The sequence below is a fragment of the Nocardia sp. NBC_01329 genome, from assembly GCF_035956715.1.
In the GTDB taxonomy this organism is placed as follows: domain Bacteria; phylum Actinomycetota; class Actinomycetes; order Mycobacteriales; family Mycobacteriaceae; genus Nocardia.
The window spans coordinates 5,558,118-5,570,370 of sequence record NZ_CP108381.1; the positions used below are offsets into that span (position 1 = coordinate 5,558,118).

Below are 12,253 nucleotides of genomic sequence, written 5' to 3' on the forward strand. Positions count from 1 at the left end.
CCAGCGTGTAGCGCATCTCCACCGCAGGCGGAGCAGGTTACCGAAGAGCGGTATATCCGCAGGTAGTGAGCAGGAGTTGCGATGGCGCGGGAACCGGTTTTCGATGTCCTGGCCGGGCTGGTGCACACGGTGTTCTTCGCACAGGGCGTGCGCATCGATATTCGCGGCCAGGAAAACATCCCGCGCACCGGCGGCGCGGTCCTGGCGGTGAACCACACCTCCTACCTCGATTTCATGGAAGTCGGTGTCGTGGGACGCCGGTCCGGCCGCAACGTGCGGTACATGATGAAAGCCGAACTCGACCACGGCATCGTGGGTTTCCTGATGAAACACTGCAAGGCGATCGGGGTCGACCGGACCGCGGGCGCGGAATCGTTCGGCCGGGCCGTCGAATCCCTACGCGCGGGCGAACTGGTCGTGGTCTACCCGGAGGCCACCATCAGCCGCAGCTTCGAACTGAAGGAATTCAAATCGGGTGCGGCCCGGATGGCGCTGGAGTCGGGGACCCCGATCGTGCCACTCGCCATCTGGGGTGCCCATCGCATCTGGACCAAGGGTTTCCCGAAGCAATTGGGCCGCCACAATTTCCCGGTTCATATCCACATCGGTGAGCCGCTGGAGGCCACCGGCTCGGCCGACGAAGTAACGACCGCGCTGCGTGAACGCATGAGCCAACTCCTAGCGGGTGCGCAGGCGGACTACCCGATGGACGCCGGTCAGCCCTGGGTCCCGGCTCGGTTGGGTGGTAGTGCGCCCACGCTCGAACAGGCCGCGGTGCTGGAAGCCGAGGAGTACGCGCGGCGGCGGGTCGAGCGGCCCTGAAAAGGCGTCGACACGGGCCGGGGGCAGCGGCTCACATCTGACGGCAGCTGCACCGTGTCGACCCGGGCGGCCGAGGGCACCAGGGTGCGAAGTGTGGGCTTGTTCGTGAAGGTGCTGTGTTTTCGGCGCGCTGGCGCGCGCGGGGGTTGAGGCCCTGAAGTCTCGCCGTTCAGGCCTCGAGACTCGCGCCTGCGGCGCATGCGCTTTCGAGGCCTGAACGGTGAGACGGCCTCAACCCTTTGGGTGTCTCGTAAGACTCGACTCACTGGGTTGCGTCGGGAATCGGGGGCTCGGTCGGTATGAGGGGTTGCTCGCACGGAGGAATCCGGTTCGGTGGGCGTACACGTCCGGCCTGGCGTCCGGCCGGGGTTGTGGGCTCGGATTGGCTCTGCTCGGATCCGGATCTTCTCCCGGCCACCCTGTTGACAAAATACCCTAGGGGGGTACCGTAACCGACAGGAGCGGCGGACGGAGAAGCCGCCGGAGCCTCCACGGAAACGGAGCATCGAATGAATACGCCGACCAAGTTCACGGGGTTCGCACTCGGCCTCGTCGCGCTGTTCGGGGTCACGCTGGGCGTCGGCGCCCTCGTCGGAACCACCGGCAGCGAACCGGATACCCATGACGCCACGGACGGCGAGCCTGCCGCGAAAACCGGCGGCCCGGGCGGACTGACCAGCAGTGAGGGCGGATATACGCTGGTCCTGGCCGACCCGATCACCGACGCCACCCGCCAGGGCACTCTGCGGTTTCGAATCGAGGACAGCAGCGGCCGCGCGGTGACGCATTACACCCCGAACCACGAGAAGGACCTGCATCTGATCCTGGTGCGCCGCGATACCGCCGGATACCAGCATCTGCACCCGACGCTCGGGCCGGACGGCACCTGGAGTACGCCGGTCGATCTCACCCGAGCCGGTGACCACCGGGTCTTCGCCGATTTCGTCACCGCCGACGGGCAACCGTTCACCCTCGGCGCCGACCTGCGGGTCGCCGGGCAGTACACCCCGCGACCGATACCGGCCCCGAACACCACCGTCACGGTGGACGGCTACACCGTGGATATGAAAGGCGGGGTCGCCCCCGCACGCGCCACCGACGTGACATTCACGGTGACGCGCGACGGGAAGCCGGTCACGGATCTGCAGCCCTACCTGGGGGCGTACGGTCATCTCGTGGCGTTGCGTGCCGCCGATCTCGGCTATCTGCACGTCCATCCGGCCGGTCACCCGGATGACGGGAGCACTGCGGCCGGCCCGGGCGTAACCTTCGCGGTGACGGCGCCGAGTACGGGCGACTACCGGCTGTACTTCGAGTTCCGGCACGGCGGGGCCGTGCACCGAGCCGAGTTCACCGTGCCCGTCACGGAGACCGTCGGCGAACCGGCCGGCACACAGATCGCCCCCGAACCCACCGGACACGGCCATGGGCACTGACCCCAGGCCGACGGAGCCAACGATGAGCACACAGACTGCGGCGGATGCCGCGCGAGCCGATACCGCGACCGCACAGGTCGAGCTGGCGATCGGCGGAATGACCTGCGCGTCCTGCGCCAATCGCATCGAGAAGAAACTCAATCGGCTCGACGGTGTGACCGCGACAGTCAACTACGCCACCGAGAAGGCCCGGGTGCACTATCCGGACACCCTCGCTCCGGCTGATCTGGTCGCCGTGGTCGAGCAGACCGGTTACACCGCGAGCTTGCCGAAGCCGCCCGCCACGGCACCCGACACCACCGAACCGGCCGACCCCGCCGACCTGCTGCGCACCCGGCTGCTGGTCTCGCTGGTGCTGACCGTGCCGGTGATCGCCATTGCGATGGTCCCCGCCTCGCAGTTCACCAACTGGCAGTGGCTGTCGCTGACCCTCGCCGCACCGGTGGTGGTGTGGGGGGCGCTTCCGTTCCACCGGGCGGCCTGGACGAATCTGCGCCACGCCACCGCCACCATGGATACCTTGGTCTCGCTGGGCACCCTGGCCGCGTTCGGCTGGTCGATCTACGCACTGTTCTGGGGTACCGCCGGTACTCCCGGCATGACGCATCCCTTCGAGTTCACGATCACCCGGATGGACGGCGCCGGCAGCATCTATCTGGAGGCCGCGGCGGGAGTCACCACCTTCATCCTGGCCGGCCGGTATTTCGAGGCACGGTCCAAGCGGCGGGCGGGCGCTGCCCTGCGGGCGCTGCTCGAACTCGGTGCCAAAGAGGTCTCGGTACTGCGGCGGACCGGGCAGGACGAGTGGACCGAACAACGGATACCGGTCGACGAGCTGTCCGTCGGCGATCGCTTCGTGGTGCGGCCGGGTGAGAAGATCGCGACGGACGGCGTGGTCGTGGACGGCGCGTCGGCGGTCGACGTCTCGATGCTGACCGGTGAATCCGTCCCGATGGAGGTCGGGCTCGACGATGCGGTCACCGGCGCCACGGTGAACGTCGGCGGCCGGATCACCGTGCGCGCCACCCGGGTCGGCTCGGATACCCAGCTCGCGCAGATGGCGAAACTGGTCGAGGACGCGCAGACCGGGAAGGCGCAGGCCCAGCGGCTGGCCGACCGGATCTCCGGGGTTTTCGTGCCGATCGTCATCGCGCTCGCGGTCGCTACCCTCGGATTCTGGCTCGGCACCGGCGGTTCGGTGGCAGCCGCGTTCACAGCAGCGGTGGCCGTTCTCATCATCGCGTGCCCGTGCGCGCTGGGTCTGGCAACTCCGACCGCGCTGATGGTCGGCACCGGGCGCGGCGCCCAGCTCGGCATCCTCATCAAGGGGCCGGAGGTGCTGGAATCCACCCGGCAGGTGGATACGGTCGTGCTGGACAAGACCGGCACCGTGACCACCGGTCGGATGTCCCTGCTCGACGTGGTGGCCGCGGCCGGCGAGAACACCGACGAGGTGCTACGGCTGGCCGGTTCGCTGGAGGACTCCTCGGAGCACCCGATCGCCCGGGCCATCGCCGAAGGCGCCCGGGAGCGGACCACCGGCCTGTCATCGGTCGAGAGCTTCCGCAACAGTGCCGGACTCGGCGTGGAAGGTGTCGTGGACGGCCACGCGGTGATCGTCGGTCGCCCCGGGCTCCTCGCCGATTACGCGCTGCACCTGGACGAATCGCTGAGGGAGGCGATGGGCGCGGCCGAGAGCCTGGGCCGCACCGCGGTGGCGGTCGGCTGGGACGGCCGCGCCCGCGGGGTGCTGGTGGTCGCCGATACGGTGAAACCGACCTCCGCCGAAGCGATCTCCCGGCTGCGTGCCCTGGGCCTGACTCCGATCATGCTCACCGGCGACAACGCCACAGCGGCGGCTGCCATCGCCGAGCAGGTCGGGATCGACGAGGTGATCGCGGAGGTGCTGCCGCAGGACAAGGTCGCGGTGATCGAACGCCTCCAGCGGGAGGGCAAACGCGTCGCCATGGTCGGTGACGGCGTGAACGATGCCGCCGCGCTCGCGCGCGCCGATCTGGGTCTGGCCATCGGCACCGGTACCGATATCGCCATCGAGGCCGCCGATCTCACCCTGGTCCGGGGCGATCTCACAGCCGCGCCCGATGCCATCCGGCTCGCCCGCCGCACCCTCGGAACGATCAAGGGCAACCTCTTCTGGGCCTTCGGATACAACGTCGCGATGATCCCCCTGGCAATGGCAGGTCTGCTCAATCCGATGCTGGCCGGCGCCGCCATGGCGTTCTCCTCGGTATTCGTGGTCAGCAACAGTCTGCGGCTGCGGAGCTTCCGTCCGACGCACTGATCGCATACCGGGATCGCGCCGGGCTCCGGATATCCGGAGCCCGGCGCGATAGTTCAATCGACCTGTCCCTGTTTGCTCGGAGCGGGGGCCCGGGCGGCGACCACGACTGCGGTCAGGGTCAGCACACAACCGAGCAGTTTCACCGCGGACAGTTCCGCGCCGGTGGGCAGCGCCCAGTCCAGGACCAGCGAACACATCAGCTGACCCGCCACCGTGCTCAACCCCATCAGCAGGACCCCCACCCACCGCACCACCAGCACCCCGGCGGCGATGAACAGCACGCCGATCGCACCACCGAGATACAGCCACGGTTCGCGCGGAAGTTCGGCCGGCAGCCCGACCCGAACCACCACCAGCGCTTGCACGACCAGCAACCCCACCAGCCCGACCGCGAAGTTGATCACCGTGGCCGCGAACGGGCTACCGGTCGCACCGATCCGGCCGTTCCACGCCTGCTGCCAGGCGAGCCCGATCCCGGCCGCCGCGGGCAGTGCCAGCAGCACCGGTCCCGGGACATCCGCCAACCAGGAAGAAGTCCGTAGCGATACCGGCCCCGCGCCACCCGACCCGGCCAGCAGTACCGCGGCGACCGCCAGCACCGCCCCACCGAGCCGCGCCGCGGTGACCGGAGTGCGGCCGGCCGGTCCGACTCCGAGACGGTCCACGAGCAGACTGCTCAGCAGCTGGCCGGAAACCGCCGCGACGGTGAACGCGGTGACTCCCAGCGCGGCCACGGTCAACGATTGGCTCGCCACGAACAGGGCACCGAACAGCCCGCCGAGCATCTGCCATGGCCGGAGTTCACCCGCGGCGAGCGATCCGCGGACTTCCCGCAGGCCCGCGCGGAGCCGGGAACTGAACAGCACCGCCACCGCCAGCACCAGGAAGCCGCTACCGAAACTCACCACCGCCGCGGCGATACCGTCCGCCAGGCGCACACCCAGCTCACCGTTGATGCGGCCCTGGACAGCGACCCCGGCTCCGATCAACAGCCCGAAACCCAGACCCGAACGCCGCGCAACCATGCCCGAACCCTACCGATGGAGGCGCTTCTCCCGGTCGGCCGAAGCTCGAAGTCCGTGCCGCCGCGAGTGTTCCCTACTCCTGCTCCGGTTCCGGTCGCGGCGGCAGCCAGAACGGGGTCAACCCGGCCAGCGCGACGATGGCGATCCCGAGCAGCGCGACCGTGGTGGAGACCGACAACCAGAGCGTGGCCAGCGCGACGAACCCGAAGACGACCAGCGATACCAGTTCCTCCAGCAGACCCGACACCGACATCACCGTGGCCCGCGCCGGACCGCTGATGGCGTCCTGGAGCCGGGCCTCGGCCACGATCGACGCGTTGTACACCACCCCGTAGGCGGCGGCGATCGCCACGAACCCCAGACCGGTGCACACATAGACCGCGCCCGGCCAACGCACCGCTAGACCGGCCACGAACGCGCCCACACCGAACAGCACACCGGCCACCGCCAGCGCCCGGGCCAGGGTGCGCGCTCGGACCGACTCGGTACGACCGGCCAGCAGCGAGCCGGACAGTGAACCGAGCACGGTCACGCCCACCAGGACCGGTACGAACGAGGTGGCCGCACCGGCTTCCCCGGCGAGCAGGCTGAAGTATTCGTCGAACGCGGTGATCCCGTAGAGCAGTGCACCGAGCACCACGCCCTGGCGGACCAGCCGGACCCGCACGGCCTCGGCGACACCGGTGCGCAGCATCCGCAGATAGCGCCGCAGCGTTCCCTGATCGCCCCCGGCCGGCTCGTCGGCCGCGGCGGCCGGCCCGGTGGTCGCCGGTCGCGGACTCGGCGTGATCACCGCCGGGGTCGCGGCAGCAGGGGGCACGGAACCCGCATCCGTCTCCTCGAACTCGCCCACTTCGGCGGCCGAAACGGATTTCGGCGCCGCGGGCAGACTCGCCGCCAGGGCGGTGTGCACCACGGCGCACCCCACACTGACCCAGCCCACCAGCTCGTAACCGCCCCACAGATACAGCGGGGTAGCAGCCAGGATCGCGATCACCGCACTCGACTCGCTCGCCGATCGGGTATACCCGATCACCCGGGCATAGGCCCGGGACTCACCGCGGGCAGCGAGCTCGTCGTAGACCAGAGCCTCGAAGGTCCCCGAACGCAAGGAGCTCGCCACACCCCACAGCACGAACCCGAGCGCGAATCCCACATAGGACGGCGCCACGGTCCACACAACGAAACCGGACGCCATCAGCAGGCCGTTCAGGATCAGCAGCCCGCGGCGGGACACGGTATCGGCCCACGCGCCCGAGGGGACCTCGAACAGGAAGGCGGTCACCGACCAGAACGCGAGCAGCAGCGAGATCTGCCCCGGCCCGAAGCCGTGGTCGGCGAAGAGAAGTGCGTACAACGCGTAGTAGGGAACCAGGTCTCCGGTGGCAGCGAACAAGGTCGCTCGCAGGGCGAGCGCGCGTAGTCCTGTCCCCCGGCCGGAACCCGTGGACCCTACTCAACAGTGGTAGAAGACCAGTCGCATAGCGATCAGCATCCGCGACGCGCGACCGCAGGTCAAGCGATTATCGGTGCAGGCCGCAGGCCCAGCGGCTCACAGCGGTACCCAGCCGTTCTCGTCGGCGGGAGCGTCGCCCAGCGCACGGGTGCTGAGCCCACCGAGGCTGTTCATATCGCCGATCAGATCGGCCACCGGATGCGAATCGCTGTAGTGGTAGCCCTGGGCCAGCGCAAAACCCAGTTCGGTCAGCACGGCTGCCTGATGTTCGGTTTCCACACCCTCGGCGATGACCTGCAGATCCAATGATTTGCTGAGAGCGGCGATCACCCCGAGCAGCGGCGGCGCGGGCGAATCGGAACGGATCGCGGCCACGAACGACTGATCGACCTTGATGATGTCGCTGGGCAGGGTGGCCAACCTGCTGAGCGAGGAGTACCCGGTACCGAAATCGTCGATGGCGATCCGCACGCCGCGGTCACGCAGGGTATGCAGATTCGCGATGGCGGTATCCGATTCGGCGGCCAGTTCGGTCTCGGTCACCTCGAGCACCAGCTGATCGGCAGGCCAGCCGGTACTCTCCAGAATCCCGGCCACCTTATCCGCGTACCCGGATTCCGCCAGTTCCAGACCGCTGACATTCACGTTCAGGGTCAGCTCGAGCGCGGCGAAGGTGTCCTGCAATTGCGCGGCATCCGCGCACGCCCGCCGCAACACCAATTCGTCCAGGTCGGCGATGAGGTCGTATTCCTCGGCGACCCGGATCAGTCCCTCGGTGGTGACATCGGGCTGCGCGCTGGACGACCAGCGCAGCAGCGCCTCCACACCGACGGCCTTCTCACCGCCGTCGCCGAGGCTGACGATCGGCTGGTAGTGCACGTCCAGGCTGCCGCTGTCGATGGCTTCACGCAGTTCCACGGCCAGCGGCGTACGGTGACCCGACTCCAGCACCGTCCGGTTACGCCCCGCCTGCTTGGCCCGGTACAGACCCACATCGGCCCGGCTGACCAGCAGCGATGCCGATTCGCCCGGCTGCCACGAAGTGACACCCGCCGAACAACCGGTGCTGACCGCGGCACGGAGCTCCTCGGTGAGCAGGATCGCGGCCTGTTCGGTGGTGTTGGGCAGCAGCGCCGCGAACACGTCACCTCCGTAGCGAGCCAGGCGCTGCTCGGGCCCCAGCAGGGCGACCCAGGTATCGGCGACCCGCTGGAGCACCGCGTCCCCGGCACGGTGGCCGAGATGATCGTTGACCTTCTGGAATCGGTCCAGATCGACCAGCACCAGGGCCAGCGCCTGCCCGGAGCGGTCGGCCTGTTCGAGGGCGTTGTTGAGCGCACGATCGAAACCCCGGCGGTTCAGCAGCCCGGTGAGGGTATCGATATCGGCCTCCGACGCCATCCGGGTGAGGATGCCCACCACCACCCCGACACCGAAGGTGATACCCGCCGGAATGACACCGGCCCACCACGGCAACCCGGCGCGGGTCGGCAGCACCCACAGGCACAGTGCCATACACAGCGCGATATGGGCCGCCGCCTGTGTCCAGGCGAAGAACAGCGCGGCATCGCATGCCACGAAGACGTAGAACGAGGTGAGGGTTATCGCCGCGACGGTGTTCGGAAAGGAGTGCACGGCAACGGTCACCAGGAGGGTCGCCAGCACGACGTATACGTGGTGCAGCCAGTGCGGCATCCGGGGACCCCACCCGAGCAGGCTTATCCCCAGCAAGAGAGCAACCGCGGCGGCCGAACCGACCAGCATCCGGTTGCCCTCGTCGCCGGAGTGCAGCACCTGGGTGGGTGCGACCGCGGTCACCAGTAGACCGAGTACACCGCCCATGACGTAGAACGCCCCGGTGGTCCGGGACATGACCATGGCGGTCGCCACACCAGACGCGGCCCGTACCCGCGTTCGGGTATCGCCGCGAGACCCGCTTCCTCGCACGATGAACAGCCTAAACAACTGATCAGCTCACCGGCGACCCAACCGGGGATATCGAGTACCCCGATTTCTCACCGGTGAACCTCATCAGCCGGCCGAAGTCAGTAGCTCGGTGCCGACAAACGGCACCAGAGCTGCGGGAACCCGGACCGAACCATCGGCTTGCTGATGGTTCTCCAGCAGCGCGACCAGCCACCGCGTAGTGGCGAGCGTGCCGTTGAGCGTGGCGGCGGTTTGCGGTTTGCCGTTCTCGTCTCGATAGCGGACCGATAGCCGGCGGGCCTGGAAGGTCGTGCAGTTCGAGGTCGAGCTGAGCTCACGGTAGGTGCCCTGGCTGGGGACCCACGCCTCGCAGTCGAATTTCCGGGCGGCCGAACTGCCCAGATCACCGGCCGCGACATCGATGACCCGATAGGGCACATCGAGGGCCGCGAGCATCTCCCGCTCCCAGGCAAGCAACCGCTGATGCTCGGCGTCGGCATCCTCGGGACGGGTGTAGACGAACATTTCGACCTTGTCGAACTGGTGCACCCGGATGATCCCGCGGGTGTCCTTGCCGTAGCTGCCGGCCTCGCGCCGGAAACACGACGACCACCCCGCGTAACGCTTGGCGCCCGCACCGAGGTCGAGGATCTCGTCCGCGTGATAGCCGGCGAGCGGCACCTCGGAGGTGCCGACCAGGTACAGGTCATCCTCCTCCAAGTGATACACCTCGGCCGAGTGCTGTCCCAGGAAACCGGTCCCCGCCATGATCTCGGGCCGGACCAGCACCGGCGGGATCATCATCGTGAACCCGTTGGCCACCGCCCGCTGCGCCGCCAGTTGCAGCAGGCCCAGCTGCAACAGCGCGCCGTAACCGGTGAGGAAGTAGAACCGCGAACCGGAGACCTTCGCGCCGCGCTCCATATCCATCAACCCGAGCGACTCGCCCAGATCCAGGTGATCACGCGGCGTGAAATCGAACTCGGGGATCTCGCCGACGGTCTCCAGCAGGACGAAATCGTCCTCCCCGCCCGCGGGCGCACCGTCCTGGACGACATTGGAGATCGCCCGGTGCGCCTCCTGCAGTTCGGCCTCGGCGGTGTTCTGCGCGGCCTCGGCTTCCTTGACCCGGACCGACATCTCCTGGGCCTGCGCCAGCAGGGCGGGGCGATCTTCCTTGCTCGCCTTACCGACCTGCTTGCCCATGGCCTTGTGCTCGGCACGCAATTTATCGGCGGTCGCGATCGCGGATCGGCGCGCGCTGTCGGCCGTGAGCAGCGCGTCGACGAGGGCCGGGTTCTCGCCCCGGGCTCGCTGCGAGGCGCGGACCAGCTCGGGATCATCGCGCAGGAGGCGGAGGTCGATCATGGCTGATCAGCGTAATGGTCGCGGAATTTCCAACTCAACCGAGTATCGCCCCGCCCGGCCCGAACGGCTTCCGCAACACACCCGCCATACCGATCGGCCGGGTTCGTGGCACGTTCGGGTGCTGCGCTGCCATGATGGACCGCGATGTCCTCCGAAACTGAGCCCACCAACCGGCGCGGCCCCCGCGGCGCCCAATCGTTGCGCTCTCGTGCCGCCCGGCCGGGTCGCGGTCGCAGGACCGATTCCGCGCGTCCGCGGTCCGACGGTCCGGCATCGCCCGATACCCCGGGCCGGGGTTCGGCGGCCGAGCAGCGCCGTAACCGAACCCGCTCCCCGGGCACATCCCGCCGCACCGGTGGCAAACCGCGGCGGATCCCGGCACCCAGGTTGCGTTGGGGGCTATTCGCGGTGGCTGTGGGCGCGGTGGTCGCGGCTCTGGGCACCATGCTGGTGAGCGGCTTCGACAACGATTCCAATCTGCAGGCCCGCGGCCCGAGTGGTTCGGTGGCCAAGGCCGACAAGGTGTTCGCGTCGGTCGGCACGGGTGACTGTCTCACCTGGACCAGACCGGACCATTCCGATCTGGTCGAACTCGATTGCGCCGACGACCACCTCTTCGAGGTCACCGAGACCATCGATCTCGACCACTACCCCGGATCCGAATTCGGTCCCGACGCACCGTGGCCCGATTCCCTGCGGCTCACCGAACTCCGCGAGGAACACTGTGTGCCCGCCGCCGAGCGGTATCTGAACGGGAAGCTGGATCCGCGCGGCCGCTACGCCGTCGGGCTGATGTACCCGAGCAACGACGGCTGGTTCAATTCCGGCGATCGGATCCTGCGCTGCGGGCTGCAGGTTCCGGGGCTCAGCGGTAACCCGGTCGCCACCACGGGCCGGGTGGCCGACGGCGACCAGTCCAAGGTCTACGAATCGGGGGTCTGCCTCGGTATCAGCCAGAACCTGCCGACCGATCCGATCGACTGCGCCCAGGAGCACGCGGTCGAGATCGCGGCCACCGTCGACCTGTCGCAGCACTTCCCCGGTGGCCCACCGGCCAAGGAGAACCAGGACCGGTTCATGGAGGCGGAGTGCGCCCGGCTCACCAACGACTTTCTGGGCGGCCCGCATGTGCTGCGGGACAAGACGCTCACGGTGTTCTTCGATTTCATCGATGTACGCAGTTGGCTGGCCGGTAGCCGCAAACTCGACTGCATGATCGGAAAGGGCGCCGACCAAGAGGGATTCGCGCCGATCGTGGGTCCGGCGCGGGGCAAATTGCTCATCAACGGCCAGGAACCGGTGCCGCCACCGAACTCCGGGCGCTCCACCCCCAAACCGCTCCCCGGCGCCGCCCCGCTGCCCCCGCAGCCGGAACCTCGGCCCGCCCCCCGGTAACCGGGACACCTCGATGCCGGTTCACATGTCCGAGGCTCGATTCGAGGAGCTGGTCGGTGATGCGCTGGACCAGATCCCGGCCGAGCTGACCCGCGCCATCGACAATGTGGTGATCCTGATCGAACCGCGTAATCCCGACGAACCACATCTGCTGGGGCTCTACCACGGGATCGCGCTGACCGAACGCGACAGCCACTACGGCGGCTCGCTCCCCGACACCATCACCGTCTACCGGGACACCCTGCTGGAAGTGTGCGCCGACGAGACAGAGGTGGTCGAAGAAGTGCGGATCACCGTGATCCACGAAATCGCACACTATTTCGGGATTGACGAAGAGCGTCTCCATCAGCTGGGATGGGGTTAAGCTCAGTCTGGTCCACGCAACAAACCGGCAGGGGATGCAAGGGCAGGGGCTGGGCCTACCGGAAGAAGTTCTGGATTCGATGGAACCGTCAGCGGGGGTATCGCGTCCGATCTACTCGTAGGGGGAATTCTCGTGGTTCCGCCCAAGAGCCGCCACAAG

General features: G+C 68.2%; 9 protein-coding genes. 5 read left to right on the forward strand and 4 right to left on the reverse strand.

Features of this window, described 5'->3' with window-relative positions; translation table 11 throughout:
• The first annotated feature begins 81 nt into the window (after positions 1 to 81).
• The 3 genes from OG405_RS25245 to OG405_RS25255 all read left to right on the forward strand — a co-directional run bounded on the left by OG405_RS25245 (position 82) and on the right by OG405_RS25255 (position 4,560).
• On the forward strand, positions 82 to 822 hold the full coding sequence (locus OG405_RS25245) for a lysophospholipid acyltransferase family protein (RefSeq protein WP_327148900.1): 741 nt from the start codon (positions 82 to 84) through the stop codon (positions 820 to 822).
• 509 nt (positions 823 to 1,331) lie between these two features.
• Complete coding sequence (locus tag OG405_RS25250; RefSeq protein ID WP_327148901.1) at positions 1,332 to 2,258, forward strand: hypothetical protein; 927 nt, start codon at positions 1,332 to 1,334, stop codon at positions 2,256 to 2,258.
• Positions 2,259 to 2,280: 22 nt separating this feature from the next.
• A complete protein-coding gene (locus OG405_RS25255; protein WP_327148902.1) occupies positions 2,281 to 4,560 on the forward strand; it encodes a heavy metal translocating P-type ATPase in 2,280 nt (759 codons plus the stop codon).
• Between the two features lie 53 nt (positions 4,561 to 4,613).
• Here OG405_RS25255 and OG405_RS25260 read toward each other — a convergent pair whose 3' ends face one another.
• The 4 genes from OG405_RS25260 to serS form a co-directional block, all read right to left on the reverse strand.
• Complete coding sequence (locus tag OG405_RS25260) at positions 4,614 to 5,585, reverse strand: DMT family transporter (protein ID WP_327148903.1); 972 nt, start codon at positions 5,583 to 5,585, stop codon at positions 4,614 to 4,616.
• A gap of 73 nt (positions 5,586 to 5,658) precedes the next feature.
• Positions 5,659 to 6,981 carry an MFS transporter gene (locus OG405_RS25265; protein ID WP_327148904.1) on the reverse strand — a complete coding sequence of 441 codons (1,323 nt, stop codon included), beginning with the start codon at positions 6,979 to 6,981 and terminating at the stop codon, positions 5,659 to 5,661.
• Positions 6,982 to 7,137: 156 nt separating this feature from the next.
• On the reverse strand, positions 7,138 to 8,913 hold the full coding sequence (locus OG405_RS25270; RefSeq protein WP_327148905.1) for a putative bifunctional diguanylate cyclase/phosphodiesterase: 1,776 nt from the start codon (positions 8,911 to 8,913) through the stop codon (positions 7,138 to 7,140).
• A 159-nt stretch (positions 8,914 to 9,072) separates the two neighbouring features.
• Positions 9,073 to 10,335, reverse strand: a complete 1,263-nt coding sequence (gene serS / locus OG405_RS25275) for a serine--tRNA ligase (RefSeq protein WP_327148906.1) — start codon at positions 10,333 to 10,335, stop codon at positions 9,073 to 9,075.
• 144 nt (positions 10,336 to 10,479) lie between these two features.
• Here serS and OG405_RS25280 point away from each other — a divergent pair, with 144 nt between their 5' ends.
• Both OG405_RS25280 and OG405_RS25285 read left to right on the forward strand, forming a co-directional pair.
• Positions 10,480 to 11,730, forward strand: a complete 1,251-nt coding sequence (locus OG405_RS25280) for a septum formation family protein (RefSeq protein ID WP_327148907.1) — start codon at positions 10,480 to 10,482, stop codon at positions 11,728 to 11,730.
• A 13-nt stretch (positions 11,731 to 11,743) separates the two neighbouring features.
• A complete protein-coding gene (locus OG405_RS25285) occupies positions 11,744 to 12,094 on the forward strand; it encodes a metallopeptidase family protein (RefSeq protein WP_327148908.1) in 351 nt (116 codons plus the stop codon).
• The last annotated feature ends 159 nt before the right edge of the window (positions 12,095 to 12,253 follow it).

What these genes read in the sequence shown, in the direction of transcription:
- OG405_RS25255 (WP_327148902.1), top strand. Translation starts at nt 2,281, where the DNA reads ATGAGCACACAGACTGCGGCGGATGCCGCGCGAGCCGATACCGCGACC.
- OG405_RS25250 (WP_327148901.1), top strand. Translation starts at nt 1,332, where the DNA reads ATGAATACGCCGACCAAGTTCACGGGGTTCGCACTCGGCCTCGTCGCG.
- serS (WP_327148906.1), bottom strand. Translation starts at nt 10,335, where the DNA reads ATGATCGACCTCCGCCTCCTGCGCGATGATCCCGAGCTGGTCCGCGCC.
- OG405_RS25280 (WP_327148907.1), top strand. Translation starts at nt 10,480, where the DNA reads ATGTCCTCCGAAACTGAGCCCACCAACCGGCGCGGCCCCCGCGGCGCC.
- OG405_RS25245 (WP_327148900.1), top strand. Translation starts at nt 82, where the DNA reads ATGGCGCGGGAACCGGTTTTCGATGTCCTGGCCGGGCTGGTGCACACG.
- OG405_RS25270 (WP_327148905.1), bottom strand. Translation starts at nt 8,913, where the DNA reads ATGTCCCGGACCACCGGGGCGTTCTACGTCATGGGCGGTGTACTCGGT.
- OG405_RS25260 (WP_327148903.1), bottom strand. Translation starts at nt 5,585, where the DNA reads ATGGTTGCGCGGCGTTCGGGTCTGGGTTTCGGGCTGTTGATCGGAGCC.
- OG405_RS25285 (WP_327148908.1), top strand. Translation starts at nt 11,744, where the DNA reads ATGCCGGTTCACATGTCCGAGGCTCGATTCGAGGAGCTGGTCGGTGAT.